Source organism: Escherichia sp. HH41S (assembly GCF_009820115.1).
Lineage (GTDB): Bacteria > Pseudomonadota > Gammaproteobacteria > Enterobacterales > Enterobacteriaceae > Escherichia > Escherichia coli_F.
The window spans coordinates 132,310-149,741 of the sequence record NZ_VNXE01000041.1; the positions used below are offsets into that span (position 1 = coordinate 132,310).

20 protein-coding genes are annotated in these 17,432 nt (G+C 54.2%); 15 read left to right on the forward strand and 5 right to left on the reverse strand.

The window, feature by feature from the left end:
- Complete coding sequence (gene ftsY / locus FQZ95_RS08510) at positions 1-1,539, reverse strand: signal recognition particle-docking protein FtsY (protein WP_001040621.1); 1,539 nt, start codon at positions 1,537-1,539, stop codon at positions 1-3.
- Positions 1,540-1,688: 149 nt separating this feature from the next.
- On the opposite strand from ftsY, the gene rsmD reads away from it, so the two are divergent.
- Complete coding sequence (rsmD, locus tag FQZ95_RS08515; RefSeq protein ID WP_000743193.1) at positions 1,689-2,285, forward strand: 16S rRNA (guanine(966)-N(2))-methyltransferase; 597 nt, start codon at positions 1,689-1,691, stop codon at positions 2,283-2,285.
- Positions 2,275-2,544, forward strand: a complete 270-nt coding sequence (locus tag FQZ95_RS08520; RefSeq protein WP_032185343.1) for a DUF1145 family protein — start codon at positions 2,275-2,277, stop codon at positions 2,542-2,544. The genes rsmD and FQZ95_RS08520 overlap by 11 nt, the downstream gene beginning before the upstream one ends.
- Positions 2,545-2,546: 2 nt before the next feature.
- On the opposite strand, the gene FQZ95_RS08525 is transcribed toward FQZ95_RS08520, so the two are convergent.
- Complete coding sequence (locus tag FQZ95_RS08525) at positions 2,547-2,906, reverse strand: DUF2500 domain-containing protein (RefSeq protein WP_088542096.1); 360 nt, start codon at positions 2,904-2,906, stop codon at positions 2,547-2,549.
- 140 nt (positions 2,907-3,046) lie between these two features.
- Here FQZ95_RS08525 and FQZ95_RS08530 point away from each other — a divergent pair, with 140 nt between their 5' ends.
- Both FQZ95_RS08530 and zntA read left to right on the forward strand, forming a co-directional pair.
- On the forward strand, positions 3,047-3,673 hold the full coding sequence (locus FQZ95_RS08530; RefSeq protein ID WP_000964718.1) for a lysoplasmalogenase: 627 nt from the start codon (positions 3,047-3,049) through the stop codon (positions 3,671-3,673).
- A gap of 73 nt (positions 3,674-3,746) precedes the next feature.
- Positions 3,747-5,945 (forward strand): Zn(II)/Cd(II)/Pb(II) translocating P-type ATPase ZntA, encoded by a 2,199-nt coding sequence (gene zntA, locus FQZ95_RS08535; RefSeq protein ID WP_160530088.1) that lies wholly within the window; start codon positions 3,747-3,749, stop codon positions 5,943-5,945.
- Between the two features lie 32 nt (positions 5,946-5,977).
- On the opposite strand, the gene FQZ95_RS08540 is transcribed toward zntA, so the two are convergent.
- Positions 5,978-6,286 (reverse strand): hypothetical protein, encoded by a 309-nt coding sequence (locus FQZ95_RS08540; RefSeq protein ID WP_000385055.1) that lies wholly within the window; start codon positions 6,284-6,286, stop codon positions 5,978-5,980.
- 356 nt (positions 6,287-6,642) lie between these two features.
- Positions 6,643-6,888, reverse strand: coding sequence for a sulfurtransferase TusA (tusA, locus tag FQZ95_RS08545; protein WP_000130621.1), 246 nt, complete (start codon positions 6,886-6,888; stop codon positions 6,643-6,645).
- A 220-nt stretch (positions 6,889-7,108) separates the two neighbouring features.
- Here tusA and FQZ95_RS08550 point away from each other — a divergent pair, with 220 nt between their 5' ends.
- Both FQZ95_RS08550 and dcrB read left to right on the forward strand, forming a co-directional pair.
- Complete coding sequence (locus FQZ95_RS08550) at positions 7,109-7,774, forward strand: 7-cyano-7-deazaguanine/7-aminomethyl-7-deazaguanine transporter (protein WP_001100467.1); 666 nt, start codon at positions 7,109-7,111, stop codon at positions 7,772-7,774.
- Between the two features lie 72 nt (positions 7,775-7,846).
- Entirely contained in the window at positions 7,847-8,404 is a 558-nt protein-coding gene (dcrB, locus tag FQZ95_RS08555) for a phage sensitivity protein DcrB (RefSeq protein WP_001245295.1), read from the forward strand.
- 3 nt (positions 8,405-8,407) lie between these two features.
- Here dcrB and FQZ95_RS08560 read toward each other — a convergent pair whose 3' ends face one another.
- Complete coding sequence (locus FQZ95_RS08560) at positions 8,408-9,658, reverse strand: MFS transporter (RefSeq protein WP_123057336.1); 1,251 nt, start codon at positions 9,656-9,658, stop codon at positions 8,408-8,410.
- A 98-nt stretch (positions 9,659-9,756) separates the two neighbouring features.
- Between FQZ95_RS08560 and FQZ95_RS08565 the strand changes: the two genes are divergently transcribed.
- From FQZ95_RS08565 to FQZ95_RS08605, 9 genes are all read left to right on the forward strand, one after another.
- The gene (locus tag FQZ95_RS08565) at positions 9,757-10,806 is read left to right on the forward strand and encodes an AI-2E family transporter (protein ID WP_001353619.1); all 1,050 of its coding nucleotides are present in this window, start codon (positions 9,757-9,759) and stop codon (positions 10,804-10,806) included.
- A 54-nt stretch (positions 10,807-10,860) separates the two neighbouring features.
- Positions 10,861-11,448, forward strand: coding sequence for a 4'-phosphopantetheinyl transferase AcpT (gene acpT / locus FQZ95_RS08570; protein ID WP_088542099.1), 588 nt, complete (start codon positions 10,861-10,863; stop codon positions 11,446-11,448).
- A gap of 110 nt (positions 11,449-11,558) precedes the next feature.
- Positions 11,559-13,133: a nickel ABC transporter substrate-binding protein gene (gene nikA / locus FQZ95_RS08575; RefSeq protein ID WP_032172433.1), complete on the forward strand. Its 1,575-nt coding sequence runs from the start codon at positions 11,559-11,561 to the stop codon at positions 13,131-13,133.
- Positions 13,133-14,077 carry a nickel ABC transporter permease subunit NikB gene (gene nikB, locus FQZ95_RS08580; protein ID WP_000947080.1) on the forward strand — a complete coding sequence of 315 codons (945 nt, stop codon included), beginning with the start codon at positions 13,133-13,135 and terminating at the stop codon, positions 14,075-14,077. The genes nikA and nikB overlap by 1 nt, the downstream gene beginning before the upstream one ends.
- Positions 14,074-14,907 (forward strand): nickel ABC transporter permease subunit NikC, encoded by an 834-nt coding sequence (nikC, locus tag FQZ95_RS08585; RefSeq protein WP_001008972.1) that lies wholly within the window; start codon positions 14,074-14,076, stop codon positions 14,905-14,907. Before nikB ends, nikC begins: the two co-directional genes overlap by 4 nt.
- Positions 14,907-15,671, forward strand: a complete 765-nt coding sequence (nikD, locus tag FQZ95_RS08590) for a nickel import ATP-binding protein NikD (RefSeq protein ID WP_103253587.1) — start codon at positions 14,907-14,909, stop codon at positions 15,669-15,671. The genes nikC and nikD overlap by 1 nt, the downstream gene beginning before the upstream one ends.
- Positions 15,668-16,474, forward strand: a complete 807-nt coding sequence (nikE, locus tag FQZ95_RS08595) for a nickel import ATP-binding protein NikE (RefSeq protein ID WP_032303969.1) — start codon at positions 15,668-15,670, stop codon at positions 16,472-16,474. The genes nikD and nikE overlap by 4 nt, the downstream gene beginning before the upstream one ends.
- 4 nt (positions 16,475-16,478) lie before the next feature.
- Positions 16,479-16,880: a nickel-responsive transcriptional regulator NikR gene (gene nikR / locus FQZ95_RS08600; RefSeq protein ID WP_001190062.1), complete on the forward strand. Its 402-nt coding sequence runs from the start codon at positions 16,479-16,481 to the stop codon at positions 16,878-16,880.
- 202 nt (positions 16,881-17,082) lie between these two features.
- On the forward strand, positions 17,083-17,432 hold a 350-nt coding region (locus FQZ95_RS08605), incomplete at its 3' end, for a DUF6531 domain-containing protein (protein ID WP_202384111.1).

Consider the following 17,432-nt stretch of genomic DNA (forward strand, 5'->3'; position numbering starts at 1 on the left):
TTAATCCTCTCGGGCAAAAAGTGCCTCTATAAAGTCGTCCGCCTTAAACGGACGCAAATCCTCAATACGTTCGCCGACACCAATGTAGCGGATAGGGATACCAAACTGGTCAGCCACCGAGAAAATTACCCCGCCTTTCGCCGTGCCGTCCAGTTTCGTTAGCGTGATGCCGGTTAAGCCAACGGCTTCGTGGAACAGTTTGGCCTGGCTTACTGCATTCTGCCCGGTACTGGCGTCGATAGTCAGCATAACTTCATGCGGAGCTTCAACGTCGAGTTTCTTCATCACGCGGACGATTTTCTTCAACTCTTCCATCAAGTGCGATTTGTTCTGCAGGCGTCCGGCGGTATCGGCAATCAGAACGTCGATGTTACGCGCTTTAGCGGCCTGAATGGCGTCGAAGATAACAGAAGCGGAATCCGCACCGGTATGCTGGGCAATCACCGGAATATTATTACGCTGACCCCAGACCTGAAGCTGTTCAACCGCTGCTGCACGGAAAGTATCGCCCGCCGCCAGCATCACTGATTTACCCTGCTGCTCAAACTGACGCGCCAGCTTACCGATCGTCGTGGTTTTACCCACACCGTTGACGCCCACCATCAGGATCACGAACGGCGTTTTACCTTCAACGTTCAGCGGTTCATCGACTTTCGCCAGAATCTCACCCATCTCTTCTTTCAGTAGGCCATAGAGCGCCTCGGCATCACGAAGCTGCTTGCGGGTCGCACCTTCTGTTAGATTGGTGATAATTTTACGCGTGGTTTCCACGCCCACATCGGCGATGAGCAATTGCTCTTCCAATTCTTCAAACAGATCATCGTCGATTTTTTTACCGCGGAACAGGCTGATAAATCCGGAACCGAGGTTTTCTTTGGTTTTTAACAGACTGCGTTTCAGGCGCGCGAAGAAACCTTCTTTGGTCGGTTTTTCCTGCTCCTGAGCGATTTCTTCCACCGGCTGCTCTTCTTCTGCCGGAGGAACCACCATCACCGCCTCTTCTGCCGCTTCGGCAGCCAGCGCCTGTGCTTCCAGCTCTTCGTCGGTGATTTCGTCTTTAGCCGCTTCTTCTTCCGCCGCTTCGACAATCTCTACGGTTTCCGCTTCGGCCTGCCACTCTTCTGGCGAAACCTCTTCGGCTTTGACGTCTTCCGGCAACGGCAGCTCTTCACGCTCGATAGCCACAGGCTCTGGCGTAACTTCAGGTTCAATGACTGACGCTGGCGTTTCTTCAACTATCGTTTCCGGCTCAGTAATAACTTCCGGTTCAGCAACAGCTTCAGGCTGCGCTTTTTCACTTTCAGCAACCTGTTCAGTAACTTCCACAACGTCGGCAGCAAAAGTTTCCGCCTCGGCTTCAGTATGCGCCTGCGGCTGCTCTTCAACGGCTTGTTCAGAAGCCTTCGCAGGCTCTTGCGCCGGAACGATTTCTTCTACAACCGGTTGTTCGTTCTGGACTTCTGTCTCTTTTTCCGGGGTCTGCTCTTTTTGACCAAAGCCCAGCCAGGAAAAAAAGCCACGTTTTTTTTCTTTCGCCATTTGCGACTACACTCCTCGCTGTTGCTTCATGGCACAGCGTTAACGCTATGTACATAGCAGCTAAAAAAATGATGAAATAGTCTATCACTTAACTTAATTCACATCACCGCCTGCAAGTATGTGTTATCTGGCGGATTGAGCAATTTATCATGAAAAAACCGAATCATTCCGGCAGCGGCCAAATCCGCATTATTGGCGGGCAGTGGCGAGGCCGTAAACTCCCGGTTCCTGATAGCCCAGGTCTGCGCCCCACCACCGACCGCGTACGCGAAACGTTGTTTAACTGGCTGGCTCCGGTCATTGTTGACGCCCAATGTCTGGATTGCTTCGCCGGGAGCGGCGCGCTGGGGCTGGAAGCGTTATCGCGCTACGCTGCGGGGGCCACGTTGATTGAGATGGATCGCGCGGTTTCTCAACAGTTAATTAAGAATCTGGCGACACTAAAAGCAGGTAATGCACGCGTGGTGAACAGCAACGCGATGTCATTCCTGGCGCAAAAAGGCACACCGCATAATATCGTTTTTGTCGATCCACCGTTCCGCCGTGGCTTGTTAGAAGAGACGATAAATTTACTGGAAGATAACGGCTGGCTGGCTGACGAAGCCCTGATTTATGTCGAAAGCGAAGTCGAAAACGGGCTCCCCACCGTTCCGGCGAACTGGTCATTACATCGGGAAAAAGTGGCAGGTCAGGTGGCTTACCGCCTGTATCAACGCGAAGCACAAGGAGAAAGTGATGCTGATTAATATTGGTCGTGTGTTAATGCTCTGTGTTTGGGGATTTTTAATCCTCAACCTGGTGCATCCCTTCCCGCGTCCGCTGAATATTTTCGTTAACGTGGCGCTGATTTTTACCGTGCTGATGCATGGTATGCAGCTGGCGCTGTTGAAATCCACTTTACCGAAAGATGGCCCGCAGATGACCACCGCCGAAAAGGTGCGCATTTTCCTTTTCGGCGTGTTTGAACTGCTGGTCTGGCAGAAGAAATTTAACGTTAAAAAATAACCTTATTGTTTGCTGACAAAGCTGACAAAGCGCGTTCCTTTATAGCTCAGCATACCTTTATCGCCCACTGTCAGGGCATGGTACTGCTGGGCGTCGAGGCGAAACGTCTGTTCCATTCCTCCGCTTTGCGGTTTGAAGCTCGCCTCATAGCGCATGCTGGTGCCTGCCGGAGTTACTTCCTGCTGGCGCGAACGGCGATCGTTAATCGGTTTTTCCCGCTTATTGCTCACCACCACCAACTTTTGCTGGAGTGGCGCTATATCATTATCAGCTTTTTCCCGTCGCTGTTGCATAAAACGAAACGATGCGGCGACGATGATTAAGCCAATGATAACAATAAAGAAAAGAGGTGGTTTGCTCATCTTAATCCCTCATCGGAAAATGCGGAAATAAGCATACCCTGCCAGTTATGGTGTTGTCATCCGTCCACCCTCGCCACTAAACTGGAAGCAAGACCGTAGGCATTCCGCTTACGAAAAAATAACGAATTCAAGGAACTAAGATGCTTTGGTCGTTTATCGCTGTCTGTCTTTCCGCATGGCTATCTGTGGATGCATCGTATCGTGGGCCAACCTGGCAACGCTGGGTATTTAAACCATTAACCCTTCTTCTCCTGCTGTTGCTGGCCTGGCAAGCGCCGATGTTCGACGCCATTAGCTATCTGGTGCTGGCGGGACTGTGCGCCTCACTGCTGGGCGATGCGCTAACCCTGTTGCCACGTCAACGTCTGATGTACGCCATCGGCGCGTTTTTCCTCTCGCACCTGTTGTACACCATCTATTTCGCCAGCCAGATGACGCTCTCTTTCTTCTGGCCTTTGCCGCTGGTGTTGCTGGTGCTGGGTGCGCTGTTACTGGCGATTATCTGGACGCGTCTGGAAGAGTATCGTTGGCCTATCTGCACGTTTATCGGCATGACGCTGGTGATGGTATGGCTGGCAGGTGAACTGTGGTTCTTCCGTCCAACCGCTCCGGCACTTTCTGCGTTTGTCGGCGCTTCGTTGCTGTTTATCAGTAACTTTGTCTGGCTGGGTAGCCACTATCGCCGACGCTTCCGTGCGGACAACGCGATTGCCGCCGCTTGTTATTTTGCCGGTCACTTCCTCATCGTCCGCTCGCTGTATCTCTGATAAAACTTGACTCTGGAGTCGACTCCAGAGTGTATCCTTCGGTTAATGAGAAAAAACTTAACCGGAGGATGCCATGTCGACTCCTGACAATCACGGCAAGAAAGCCCCTCACTTTGCCGCGTTCAAACCGCTACCCACGGTTCAGAACGCCAACGACTGTTGCTGCGACGGCGCGTGTTCCAGCACGCCAACGCTCTCTGAAAACGTCTCCGGCACCCGCTATAGCTGGAAAGTCAGCGGCATGGACTGCGCCGCCTGCGCGCGCAAGGTAGAAAATGCCGTGCGCCAGCTTGCAGGCGTGAATCAGGTGCAGGTGTTGTTCGCCACCGAAAAACTGGTGGTTGATGCCGACAATGACATCCGTGCCCAGGTTGAATCTGCGGTGCAAAAAGCGGGCTATTCCCTGCGCGATGAACAGTCCGCCGACGAACAACAAGAATCACGCCTGAAAGAGAATCTGCCGCTGATTACGCTAATCGTGTTGATGGCAATCAGCTGGGGTCTGGAGCAGTTTAATCATCCGTTCGGGCAACTGGCGTTTATCGCGACCACGCTGGTTGGGCTGTACCCGATTGTGCGCCAGGCATTACGGCTGATCAAATCGGGCAGCTACTTCGCCATTGAAACGTTAATGAGCGTAGCCGCCATTGGCGCGCTGTTTATTGGCGCAACCGCCGAAGCTGCGATGGTGTTGCTGCTATTTTTGATTGGTGAACGACTGGAAGGCTGGGCCGCCAGCCGCGCGCGTCAAGGGGTCAGCGCGTTAATGGCGCTGAAACCGGAAACCGCCACGCGCCTGCGTAATGGCAAGCGTGAAGAGGTAGCAATTAACAGCCTGCGTCCGGGCGATGTTATCGAAGTTGCGGCAGGTGGGCGTTTACCTGCCGACGGTAAACTGCTCTCACCGTTTGCCAGTTTTGATGAAAGCGCCCTGACCGGCGAATCCATTCCGGTGGAACGCGCGACGGGTGATAAAGTTCCTGCAGGCGCCACCAGCGTAGACCGTCTGGTAACGCTGGAAGTGCTGTCAGAACCGGGTGCCAGCGCCATTGACCGGATTCTGAAACTGATCGAAGAAGCTGAAGAGCGCCGCGCACCGATTGAGCGGTTTATCGACCGTTTCAGCCGTATTTACACGCCAGCGATTATGGCCGTCGCCCTGCTGGTGACGCTGGTGCCGCCGCTGCTGTTTGCCGCAAGCTGGCAGGAGTGGATTTATAAAGGGCTGACGCTGCTGCTGATTGGCTGCCCGTGTGCGCTGGTGATCTCAACACCTGCGGCGATCACCTCCGGGCTGGCAGCAGCAGCGCGTCGTGGGGCGTTGATTAAAGGCGGTGCGGCGCTGGAACAACTAGGTCGTGTTACCCAGGTGGCGTTTGATAAAACCGGTACGCTGACCGTCGGTAAACCGCGCGTTACCGCGATTCATCCGGCAACGGGTATTAGTGAATCTGAACTGCTGACACTGGCAGCGGCGGTCGAGCAAGGCGCGACGCATCCATTGGCGCAAGCCATCGTACGCGAAGCACAGGTTGCTGAACTCGCCATTCCCGCCGCCGAATCACAGCGGGCGCTGGTCGGGTCTGGTATTGAAGCACTGATTAACGGCGAGCGCGTGTTGATATGCGCTGCCGGAAAACATCCGGCTGTTGCATTTGCTGGTTTAATTAACGAACTGGAAAGCGCCGGGCAAACGGTAGTACTGGTGGTGCGTAACGATGACGTGCTTGGCGTAATTGCATTGCAGGATACCCTGCGCGCCGACGCCGCAACTGCCATCAGCGAACTGAGCGCCCTGGGTGTCAAAGGGGTGATCCTCACTGGCGATAATCCACGCGCAGCGGCGGCAATCGCCGGTGAACTGGGGCTGGAATTTAAAGCGGGCCTATTACCAGAAGATAAAGTCAAAGCGGTGACCGAGCTGAATCAACATGCGCCTCTGGCGATGGTCGGTGACGGTATTAACGACGCGCCCGCCATGAAAGCTGCCGCCATAGGAATTGCAATGGGCAGTGGCACAGATGTGGCGCTGGAAACCGCCGACGCAGCATTAACCCATAACCACCTGCGCGGCCTGGCGCAGATGATTGAACTGGCACGCGCCACTCACGCCAACATCCGCCAGAACATCACCATTGCGCTGGGGCTGAAAGGGATCTTCCTCGTCACAACGCTGTTAGGGATGACCGGACTATGGCTGGCGGTGCTGGCAGATACGGGTGCGACGGTGCTGGTAACAGCGAATGCGTTAAGATTGTTGCGCAGGAAGTAAAAGTGTTGCCTGATAGCCTCTGGCTATCAGGCTTAGTGCTGAGGCGGGAACGGCGGCATAGTCAGGAAAGCATAATAAAGCGCTAACATCAGAATGACGGAGATAACACAGCATGCAGCAACCAGGCGGGATGCTATGGATGGCCTTTTGAACATCAACCACAGGGCATAAGCAAGCCCGACACCGTTAAGTAAAGGTAAAAAAATCATTAGCCAGAGCCAACCCCAGGCAAGTACCCCCAGCCATCCCCCCACGACGATAAAAACAGGGATCAGCCAATTGGGGGTGAAGATCGCGAGCAATCCCAGCAATGCCAGACAAACTGGAATTAAATAATCCATTTGTGCATTCCATTACGTTTGCGTGCCGGATGCGGCGTAAACGCCTTATCTGGCCTACACAGGGCATTGAACTCGTAGGCATGATAAGACGCGACAGCGTCGCATCAGGCATCCACACACAACCGCCGGATGCGGCGTGAACGCCTTATCCGTCCTACACAGAGCATAGAACTCGTAGGCATGATAAGACGCGACAGCGTCGCATCAGGCATTGTGCACCGTATCGCCAGATGCAGCTTGAACGCCTTATCCGTCCTACAAACCGGTTTCAAGCAGCAACATTGAGTGCGATCGGTCCCCTCACCCTAACCCTCTGGGGAGAGGGTTAGGGTGAGGGGAACAGTCCGTGATCCACCTTAACCACCTTTACGAATCAAATAACGATAAGGCAGTCCATCGGTCTCTTTCGCAACCAGTTCGTGTTCCATAAAGGTACAAAACCCAGGAATATCGCGTGTCGTCGCCGGATCGTCAGCAATAATCAGCAACGTTTCACCTGGCTGCATATTGCGCACAGTTTTGCGCACCATCATTACTGGTTCCGGGCAGCGCAGGCCAAGTGCGTCGAGTGTGTGGTCAGGGCTGGAAAAGAGATCGGTCATTTTCTTCTCATCACATAAAAAAACGGCGCTAGTTTACGCCCTGTGAGTCCGTAAGCAAACCAGGTTAACGATTGCGTGAAAATTAACCATTGCATTGTCAACGTAAAGCAGTATCATGCGGCGGCTCGAAAAAAGGGTCAGCACGTTATTATGTTAAGGTAACAGACGTGTCGTACGTATTGGGTTCCCTCACCCCAATGGTTAATCAAAAAGGTACAATATGAACGTTTTCTCGCAAACTCAACGCTATAAAGCGTTGTTCTGGTTATCGTTATTTCATCTGTTGGTGATCACCTCCAGTAACTATCTGGTTCAGCTTCCCGTATCCATTTTTGGTTTCCATACCACCTGGGGCGCGTTTAGCTTTCCGTTTATTTTCCTTGCTACCGACCTGACTGTGCGTATTTTTGGCGCACCGCTGGCCCGTCGTATCATCTTTGCGGTGATGATCCCGGCGTTACTGATCTCCTACGTCATCTCGTCGCTGTTCTATATGGGTTCCTGGCAGGGATTCGGCGCGCTCGCCCACTTCAACCTGTTTGTCGCCCGTATCGCCACCGCCAGTTTCATGGCCTACGCGCTGGGGCAAATCCTCGACGTGCACGTTTTTAACCGCCTGCGTCAGAGTCGTCGCTGGTGGCTGGCACCGACGGCTTCCACCCTGTTTGGTAACGTCAGCGACACGCTGGCCTTCTTCTTCATTGCCTTCTGGCGCAGCCCAGATGCCTTTATGGCTGAACACTGGATGGAAATCGCGCTGGTCGATTACTGTTTCAAAGTGTTAATCAGTATCGTTTTCTTCCTGCCAATGTATGGCGTATTACTCAATATGCTGTTGAAAAGACTGGCAGATAAATCCGAAATCAACGCTTTGCAGGCGAGTTAAAGGTTCGTTATCAGAGTTGTGATAAGATGGATGAATGAGCCGTTATGGCCGTTTATCGAAAGGAAGAAGTCAATGCGCAATCTGGTTAAATATGTCGGAATTGGCCTGCTGGTTATGGGGCTTGCGGCCTGTGATGATAAAGACACTAACGCTACGGCGCAGGGTTCGGTCGCGGAAAGTAACGCTACCGGGAATCCCGTCAACCTGCTTGATGGCAAGTTAAGTTTCTCGCTGCCAGCGGATATGACCGACCAGAGCGGTAAGCTGGGAACGCAGGCCAATAACATGCATGTCTGGTCCGACGCCACCGGGCAGAAAGCAGTCATCGTCATCATGGGCGATGATCCGAAAGAAGATCTGGCGGTGCTGGCGAAGCGCCTGGAAGATCAGCAACGTAGCCGCGATCCGCAGCTGCAAGTGGTAACCAATAAAGCCATTGAGCTGAAAGGTCACAAAATGCAGCAGTTAGACAGCATTATCTCCGCGAAAGGCCAGACGGCGTACTCTTCCGTTATTCTGGGTAACGTGGGTAATCAACTGCTGACCATGCAAATTACGCTGCCAGCTGACGATCAGCAAAAAGCACAGACCACCGCAGAAAACATCATTAATACGCTGGTTATTCAGTAAGTTTTAAGATGATGAGATGGCCTCAGGTACTTCCACCGGAGGCCGTTTTTTTAATCGCCACGTCAGTAATAACGCGATTGCGACCAGTCCCGCCGCCGCCAGATAAATCACCGGGACGCCCGCCCAACTCATCACCAGACCAGCCAGTGGTCCGGTCACGCCAAGCGATAAATCCATAAATACGGTGTAAGTTGCCAGCGCCGCCCCCTGATTTTGCTGCGGAACCGCTTTTACCGCCACTACGCCCAATGCCGGGAACACCAGCGAAAACCCCGCCCCCGCGAGTAAGACGCCAATTTTCGCCATCCACGGCATAGTCGCCACGCCAACCAACAGCAGGCCAATAATCTCAACGCTAAAGCAGAGCATCGCCACATTTAAGCCGCCGATACGGTTAATGCCGTTAGGAAATAACAAACGCGTACCGACAAACGCACAGCTAAACAGCGTCAACGCGAAAGCCGCACCGTCCCAACCTTTAGCGTCATAAAACAGCGTGATAAAAGTGGCGATAACGCCAAATCCGGCGGAAGCCAGTGCCAGCGCCATGCCGTACAGCCAGACGCGCCCAAGCACCGCGCGAAACGGCAGCGGTTTGCCTTTACTGGCTTTTACCGTCGGACGCGGGATCGCCAACAAAATGGCCACCAGCGCCACGCCCATAATGATTAACGCTAACGCCTGCAAGCCGCCCCAGTGATAAAACACGACACCTAACGGCGCACCCATCGCCATCGCCCCGTAAGTGACAATGCCGTTCCACGAAATCACCCGCCCGATATGCAGCGAACCAACCACGCCAACGCCCCATAGGGTCGATCCCGTTCCGGCAAAACTTTGCCCAATCCCAAGGATCACGCGCCCCAGGCACAGTAATAACAGGCTGATGACGGGCAGACTGGCGGTTAATCCTGCCGTCAGATACCCCAAACCGCTCAAAAAGCAGCCGCATAAACCGAAGACGACAATCTTTTTGGGTCCCAGCAAATCGGCGTAACGTCCGGCATGAGGGCGGCTCAGCAAAGTGGCGAAATATTGCAGGCTGATAACCAATCCTGCCCAGAAAGCGCTAAAGCCCATCACATCATGGACATAGCCCGGTAATACAGCGAGCGGCAACCCGATGGTGAGGTAGCTGGCGAAGTTAAACATGACAATGGAGACAATGCGCAAATTCAGGCGCAATCCGTTTAGCGCGGGTTCGGCTACGGGTTCGGGCATGAGGATCACCACATTTTTACAACAGTGTTTCATTTTTACCACGTGCTGACGTGAAAATCAGCAGTAAGAATCAGAATATTGCTGGCGTGACTCCCGCTACACTTAATACAAAAAGTCACAAGGAAGCCCCAATGGAAACCCCTCAACCCGATAAAACGGGCATGCACATTCTGCTTAAACTGGCCTCGCTGGTAGTAATCCTCGCGGGCATTCACGCAGCGGCAGATATCATTGTGCAGCTGTTACTGGCGCTGTTTTTTGCCATCGTCCTCAACCCACTGGTCACCTGGTTTATTCGTCGCGGTGTTCAGCGTCCCGTTGCCATTACAATTGTGGTCGTGGTGATGCTGATTGCGCTTACTGCGCTGGTCGGCGTACTGGCGGCATCGTTTAACGAATTCATCTCTATGCTGCCGAAGTTTAATAAGGAGCTGACGCGCAAACTTTTTAAATTGCAGGAGATGTTGCCTTTTCTTAATTTGCATATGTCACCGGAGCGAATGCTGCAGCGGATGGACTCGGAAAAAGTGGTTACCTTCACCACGGCGCTAATGACCGGGCTTTCCGGGGCAATGGCGAGCGTGCTTTTGCTGGTGATGACCGTAGTTTTCATGCTGTTTGAAGTGCGCCACGTCCCTTACAAAATGCGTTTTGCGTTGAATAATCCACAGATTCACATCGCCGGGCTACACCGCGCCTTAAAAGGTGTTTCGCACTATCTGGCATTGAAAACACTGCTAAGTTTATGGACAGGCATTATCGTCTGGCTGGGGCTGGAACTTATGGGCGTACAGTTTGCGCTGATGTGGGCGGTACTGGCGTTTTTGCTTAACTACGTCCCCAATATCGGCGCGGTAATTTCCGCCGTACCGCCAATGATTCAGGTGCTGCTGTTTAATGGCGTTTACGAATGTATTCTGGTCGGCGCATTGTTTTTAGTTGTCCATATGGTCATCGGCAATATTTTAGAACCGCGGATGATGGGCCATCGCCTGGGGATGTCCACCATGGTGGTATTTCTTTCATTGTTAATTTGGGGATGGCTGCTCGGCCCGGTAGGGATGCTACTTTCGGTACCATTAACCAGCGTGTGTAAAATCTGGATGGAAACCACCAAAGGCGGTAGCAAACTGGCGATTTTACTGGGACCAGGCAGACCGAAAAGTCGGTTACCGGGATGAGGCGACAAGTGATACGATACGCACTTTCATTTTCCATTAAACGTTGGCCCTGATATGTATCGGATAGTTCTGGGGAAAGTTTCGACCTTAAGCGCAGCTCCACTGCCACCGGCTTTACGCGAGCAAGCACCGCAAGGTCCACGGCGCGAACGCTGGCTGGCGGGGCGTGCATTGCTTTCACACACGCTTTCCCCGCTACCGGAGATCATCTACGGCGAACAAGGCAAACCCGCATTCGCATCGGAAACGCCGCTATGGTTCAACTTAAGCCATAGCGGTGACGATATCGCCCTACTGTTGAGCGATGAAGGCGAAGTCGGCTGCGATATCGAAGTGATTCGCCCGCGTGCCAACTGGCGCTGGCTGGCGAACGCAGTGTTCAGCCTCGGAGAACATGCCGAGATGGACGCCGTGCATCCAGATCAGCAACTGGAAATGTTCTGGCGCATCTGGACACGCAAAGAAGCTATCGTTAAACAACGTGGCGGCAGCGCCTGGCAAATCGTCAGCGTAGACAGCACCTATCAGTCCTCGCTGTCAGTCAGCCATTGTCAGCTTGAAAATTTAAGTCTGGCGATCTGCACCCCTACTCCCTTTACGCTCACCGCCGACAGTGTGCAATGGATCGATTCAGTTAACTGATCAGCCCATCCGACTGCCCATCTATTGATCCAGAACAGGTTATCAGTATGACGAATACTTAAAATCGTCATACTTATTTCCGCCATCTATTTTAATCCATTGGGGTTACCATGTTCTCCACACTCCGCCGCACTCTATTTGCGCTGCTGGCTTGTGCGTCTTTTATCGTCCATGCCGCTGCACCAGATGAAATCACCACCGCCTGGCCGGTGAATGTCGGGCCACTAAACCCGCACCTTTACACACCCAACCAGATGTTCGCCCAGAGCATGGTTTATGAACCACTGGTGAAATATCAGGCAGACGGTTCGGTGATCCCGTGGCTGGCAAAAAGCTGGACCCATTCAGAAGATGGCAAAACCTGGACCTTCACCCTGCGTGATGATGTGAAATTCTCTAACGGTGAACCGTTTGATGCAGAGGCCGCGGCAGAAAACTTCCGCGCTGTGCTCGACAACCGTCAACGTCACGCCTGGCTGGAGCTGGCAAACCAGATTGTTGATGTCAAAGCTCTCAGTAAAACCGAGCTGCAAATCACCCTGAAAAGCGCCTACTACCCTTTCCTGCAAGAACTGGCCCTGCCCCGTCCTTTCCGCTTTATCGCCCCTTCGCAGTTTAAAAACCATGAAACCATGAATGGGATTAAAGCGCCGATTGGCACCGGGCCGTGGGTTTTGCAGGAATCGAAACTGAATCAGTACGATGTCTTCGTCCGTAACGAAAACTACTGGGGCGAAAAGCCGGCGATTAAGAAGATCACTTTTAACGTCATCCCAGACCCGACTACCCGCGCAGTAGCGTTTGAAACCGGCGATATCGATCTACTATACGGTAATGAAGGGCTATTACCGCTCGATACCTTCGCCCGCTTTAGCCAGAACCCGGCTTACCACACCCAACTGTCACAGCCGATCGAAACCGTGATGCTGGCGCTCAATACTGCCAAAGCCCCCACCAACGAGCTGGCCGTACGTGAAGCGCTCAATTACGCGGTAAACAAAAAATCGCTGATCGATAACGCGTTGTATGGCACCCAGCAGGTCGCCGACACCCTGTTTGCCCCTTCCGTGCCCTATGCCAATCTCGGCCTGAAACCGCGCCAGTACGATCCGCAGAAAGCGAAAGCGTTGCTGGAACAAGCAGGCTGGACGCTGCCCGCAGGCAAAGACATCCGCGAGAAAAATGGTCAGCCGCTGCGCATTGAACTGTCGTTCATCGGCACCGATGCGTTAAGCAAATCAATGGCCGAAATCATTCAGGCTGATATGCGCCAGATTGGCGCGGATGTCACGCTGATCGGCGAAGAAGAGAGCAGTATCTATGCTCGTCAGCGCGACGGTCGTTTTGGCATGATTTTCCACCGTACCTGGGGCGCGCCATACGATCCACACGCCTTCCTGAGTTCAATGCGCGTACCGTCGCACGCTGACTTCCAGGCACAGCAAGGTTTAGCCGACAAGCCACTGATTGATAAAGAGATTGGCGAAGTGCTGGCGACACACGACGAAACCCAACGTCAGGCACTGTATCGCGACATTCTGACCCGTCTGCATGACGAGGCGGTTTATCTGCCCATCAGCTATATCTCAATGATGGTGGTTTCAAAACCGGAACTGGGTAACATCCCCTACGCGCCGATCGCCACCGAAATCCCGTTCGAACAGATTAAACCGGTGAAACCTTAATGTTGCGTTATGTATTACGCCGCTTTCTGCTGCTGATCCCGATGGTGCTCGCCGCCTCGGTGATCATTTTTCTGATGCTGCGCCTCGGCACCGGCGACCCGGCGCTCGATTATCTGCGTCTGTCTAACCTGCCGCCGACGCCGGAAATGCTGGCGTCTACCCGCACCATGCTGGGGCTGGATCAGCCGTTGTACGTGCAGTACGGAACCTGGTTGTGGAAAGCGCTGCATCTTGACTTTGGTATCTCATTCGCCAGCCAACGCCCGGTGCTGGACGATATGCTGACCTTCCTGCCCGCCACGCTGGAACTGGCGGGCGCGGCGCTGGTATTAATTCTGCTCACTTCCGTGCCGCTCGGCATCTGGGCGGCGCGCCATCGCGACCGCCTGCCGGATTTCGCCGTGCGTTTTATCGCGTTTCTTGGCGTTTCAATGCCTAACTTCTGGTTGGCGTTTTTACTGGTGATGGCATTTTCAGTGTATCTGCAATGGCTGCCCGCGATGGGTTACGGCGGCTGGCAGCATATCATTTTGCCTGCGGTTTCCATCGCTTTTATGTCGCTGGCGATTAACGCGCGTCTGCTGCGCGCCAGCATGCTGGACGTCGCCGGTCAGCGTCATGTGACCTGGGCGCGGCTGCGCGGCCTGAACGACAAACAGACCGAACGCCGCCATATCCTGCGCAATGCCTCGCTGCCGATGATCACCGCCGTGGGGATGCACATTGGCGAACTGATTGGCGGGACGATGATTATCGAAAACATCTTTGCCTGGCCGGGCGTCGGGCGCTATGCGGTGTCGGCGATTTTTAACCGTGACTATCCGGTGATCCAGTGCTTTACGCTGATGATGGTGGTGGTTTTTGTGGTCTGTAATTTGATTGTCGATTTGCTCAACGCCGCGCTGGACCCGCGCATTCGTCGTCATGAAGGAGCGCACGCGTGAACTTTTTCCTCTCTTCTCGCTGGTCGGTACGCCTGGCGCTCATCATTATCGCCCTGCTGGCACTGATTGCGCTCACCAGCCAGTGGTGGCTGCCATACGATCCCCAGGTCATTGATTTGCCGTCGCGTCTGCTTTCTCCGGATGCACAGCACTGGCTGGGCACCGATCACTTAGGACGCGATATTTTCTCACGGCTGATGGCGGCGACCCGTGTGTCGCTTGGCTCGGTAATGGCCTGCCTGCTGTTGGTGCTGACATTAGGGCTGATTATTGGCGGCAGCGCCGGGCTGATTGGCGGGCGCGTTGATCAAGCCACCATGCGCGTGGCGGATATGTTTATGACCTTCCCGACGTCGATTCTGTCGTTCTTTATGGTCGGCGTACTCGGCACCGGGTTGACCAACGTGATTATCGCCATCGCCCTTTCGCACTGGGCGTGGTACGCGCGCATGGTCCGCAGTCTGGTGATTTCACTGCGCCAGCGCGAGTTTGTGCTGGCATCACGGCTTTCTGGCGCAGGCCATGTGCGGGTGTTTATCGATCATCTGGCGGGCGCGGTGATCCCTTCACTGCTGGTGCTGGCGACGCTGGATATCGGCCATATGATGCTACACGTCGCGGGGATGTCCTTCCTCGGTCTCGGCGTGACCGCCCCGACCGCCGAATGGGGCGTGATGATTAACGATGCACGTCAGTATATCTGGACCCAGCCGCTGCAAATGTTCTGGCCGGGACTGGCGCTGTTTATCAGCGTGATGGCCTTTAACCTGGTGGGTGACGCACTGCGCGATCATCTGGACCCTCATCTGGTGACGGAGCACGCACACTAATGCCGCAACAGATTGAACTACGTAATATCGCGCTACAGGCCGCGCAACCGCTGGTACACGGCGTATCGTTAACCCTGCAACGCGGACGCGTGCTGGCGTTAGTCGGCGGTAGTGGCAGCGGGAAGTCGCTGACCTGCGCTGCGACGCTGGGCATTCTGCCCGCTGGCGTTCGCCAGACGGCGGGGGAAATTTTGGCCGATGGCAAACCGGTTTCTCCCTGCGCCCTGCGCGGTATCAAAATTGCCACTATCATGCAGAACCCGCGCAGTGCCTTTAATCCGCTGCACACCATGCACACGCACGCGCGGGAAACTTGCCAGGCACTGGGGAAACCCGCCGATGACGCCACGCTTATTGCCGCTATAGAAGCGGTAGGGCTGGAAAACGCCGCACGCGTGCTGAAGCTATACCCGTTCGAGATGAGCGGCGGCATGTTGCAGCGCATGATGATTGCGATGGCAGTGCTATGTGAATCACCGTTTATCATCGCCGATGAACCGACCACCGATCTTGATGTAGTAGCGCAAGCACGCATTCTGGATCTGCTGGAAAGCATTATGCAAAAACAAGCGCCGGGAATGCTGCTGGTTACCCATGATATGGGCGTGGTAGCGCGTCTGGCAGACGATGTGGCGGTAATGTCTCACGGTAAGATTGTTGAGCAGGGCGATGTCGAAACGCTGTTTAATGCCCCCAAACATGCGGTAACGCGCAGCCTGGTTTCTGCTCACCTCGCGCTTTATGGTATGGAGCTGGCATCATGACTTTACTTAACGTCTCCGACCTTTCACACCAGTACGCACACGGTGGATTCAGCGGTAAGCACCAGCATCAGGCAGTGCTCAATAACGTTTCGCTGACCCTGAAAAGCGGTGAAACCGTCGCCCTGCTGGGACGCAGCGGCTGCGGAAAAAGTACCCTCGCGCGGCTGCTGGTCGGGTTAGAGTCGCCCTCACAGGGAAATATTAGCTGGCGCGGCGAACCGTTGGCGAAGCTCAATCGCGCGCAACGTAAAGCGTTCCGCCGTGATATTCAAATGGTGTTTCAGGACTCCATCAGCGCCGTGAATCCGCGCAAAACCGTGCGCGAGATCCTGCGTGAACCGATGCGCCACCTGCTGGCGCTGAAAAAATCGGAACAACTGGCGCGCGCCAGCGAAATGCTGAAGGCGGTCGATCTTGACGATAGCGTGCTCGACAAACGCCCACCGCAGTTAAGCGGCGGTCAGCTCCAGCGCGTCTGCCTGGCACGTGCGCTGGCGGTCGAACCGAAACTGCTGATTCTGGATGAAGCCGTTTCCAACCTTGATCTCGTGTTACAGGCGGGCGTCATTCGCCTGCTGAAAAAGCTGCAACAGCAGTTTGGCACCGCCTGCCTGTTTATCACCCACGACTTACGTCTGGTGGAGCGCTTCTGTCAGCGGGTGATGGTGATGGATAACGGGCAAATTGTCGAAACCCAGGTGGTGGGAGATAAATTAACCTTTTCCTCTGACGCCGGACGTGTGCTACAAAACGCGGTATTACCCGCATTCCCAGTGCGCCGTCGCGCCACAGAAAAGGTTTAAGTCAATGCAACGAGTCACCATCACCCTTGATGACGATTTACTGGAGACGCTGGACAGCCTGAGCCAGCGTCGTGGTTATAACAACCGTTCCGAAGCTATCCGCGATATTTTGCGTAGCGCTCTGGCGCAGGAGGCCACCCAGCAGCACGGCACACAAGGTTTCGCGGTGCTGTCGTATGTGTATGAACACGAAAAACGCGACTTAGCCAGCCGTATTGTCTCCACCCAGCATCATCACCACGATCTCTCTGTTGCCACGCTGCATGTACATATCAATCACGACGATTGCCTGGAAATCGCCGTGTTGAAAGGTGACATGGGCGACGTGCAACATTTTGCCGATGACGTTATCGCCCAGCGCGGCGTGCGGCACGGGCATTTGCAGTGCTTGCCGAAGGAAGATTAAGCCTATTATTGGGTCCTTTGGTGAACGATCAACAAAGGGCCACTAGCACACCTGATTCCTCTCTAAATACCCTATCCGAACCTTCTCTTTTGTAACGTTCTAAATATATTCCTAAAAATCTTCAATTCATTGTGACCACAAGTTTTTCTTCGCTTTTTCGTATGAAGATACTGTCATTAAAATAATAGAAAAGGATTTTACGATGAGCGGAAAACCGGCGGCGCGTCAGGACGACATGACGCAGTATGGTGGCCCCATTGTCCAGGGTTCTGCCGGGGTGCGCATTGGTGCCCCCACCGGGGTGGCCTGTTCGGTGTGCCCCGGCGGGGTGACGTCCGGCCATCCGGTCAATCCGCTGCTCGGTGCGAAGGTCCTTCCCGGCGAAACCGACCTTGCCCTGCCCGGACCGCTGCCGTTCATCCTCTCCCGCACCTACAGCAGTTACCGGACAAAAACGCCCGCGCCGGTGGGTATTCTCGGCCCCGGCTGGAAAATGCCTGCGGATATCCGCTTACAGCTGCGCGATAACACACTGATACTCAGTGATAACGG

Excerpts from the sequence above, each read along its gene's own strand:
- ftsY (WP_001040621.1), bottom strand. The coding sequence starts at position 1,539 with ATGGCGAAAGAAAAAAAACGTGGCTTTTTTTCCTGGCTGGGCTTTGGT.
- rsmD (WP_000743193.1), top strand. The coding sequence starts at position 1,689 with ATGAAAAAACCGAATCATTCCGGCAGCGGCCAAATCCGCATTATTGGC.
- FQZ95_RS08520 (WP_032185343.1), top strand. The coding sequence starts at position 2,275 with ATGCTGATTAATATTGGTCGTGTGTTAATGCTCTGTGTTTGGGGATTT.
- FQZ95_RS08525 (WP_088542096.1), bottom strand. The coding sequence starts at position 2,906 with ATGAGCAAACCACCTCTTTTCTTTATTGTTATCATTGGCTTAATCATC.
- FQZ95_RS08530 (WP_000964718.1), top strand. The coding sequence starts at position 3,047 with ATGCTTTGGTCGTTTATCGCTGTCTGTCTTTCCGCATGGCTATCTGTG.
- zntA (WP_160530088.1), top strand. The coding sequence starts at position 3,747 with ATGTCGACTCCTGACAATCACGGCAAGAAAGCCCCTCACTTTGCCGCG.
- FQZ95_RS08540 (WP_000385055.1), bottom strand. The coding sequence starts at position 6,286 with ATGGATTATTTAATTCCAGTTTGTCTGGCATTGCTGGGATTGCTCGCG.
- tusA (WP_000130621.1), bottom strand. The coding sequence starts at position 6,888 with ATGACCGATCTCTTTTCCAGCCCTGACCACACACTCGACGCACTTGGC.
- FQZ95_RS08550 (WP_001100467.1), top strand. The coding sequence starts at position 7,109 with ATGAACGTTTTCTCGCAAACTCAACGCTATAAAGCGTTGTTCTGGTTA.
- dcrB (WP_001245295.1), top strand. The coding sequence starts at position 7,847 with ATGCGCAATCTGGTTAAATATGTCGGAATTGGCCTGCTGGTTATGGGG.
- FQZ95_RS08560 (WP_123057336.1), bottom strand. The coding sequence starts at position 9,658 with ATGAAACACTGTTGTAAAAATGTGGTGATCCTCATGCCCGAACCCGTA.
- FQZ95_RS08565 (WP_001353619.1), top strand. The coding sequence starts at position 9,757 with ATGGAAACCCCTCAACCCGATAAAACGGGCATGCACATTCTGCTTAAA.
- acpT (WP_088542099.1), top strand. The coding sequence starts at position 10,861 with ATGTATCGGATAGTTCTGGGGAAAGTTTCGACCTTAAGCGCAGCTCCA.
- nikA (WP_032172433.1), top strand. The coding sequence starts at position 11,559 with ATGTTCTCCACACTCCGCCGCACTCTATTTGCGCTGCTGGCTTGTGCG.
- nikB (WP_000947080.1), top strand. The coding sequence starts at position 13,133 with ATGTTGCGTTATGTATTACGCCGCTTTCTGCTGCTGATCCCGATGGTG.
- nikD (WP_103253587.1), top strand. The coding sequence starts at position 14,907 with ATGCCGCAACAGATTGAACTACGTAATATCGCGCTACAGGCCGCGCAA.
- nikE (WP_032303969.1), top strand. The coding sequence starts at position 15,668 with ATGACTTTACTTAACGTCTCCGACCTTTCACACCAGTACGCACACGGT.
- nikR (WP_001190062.1), top strand. The coding sequence starts at position 16,479 with ATGCAACGAGTCACCATCACCCTTGATGACGATTTACTGGAGACGCTG.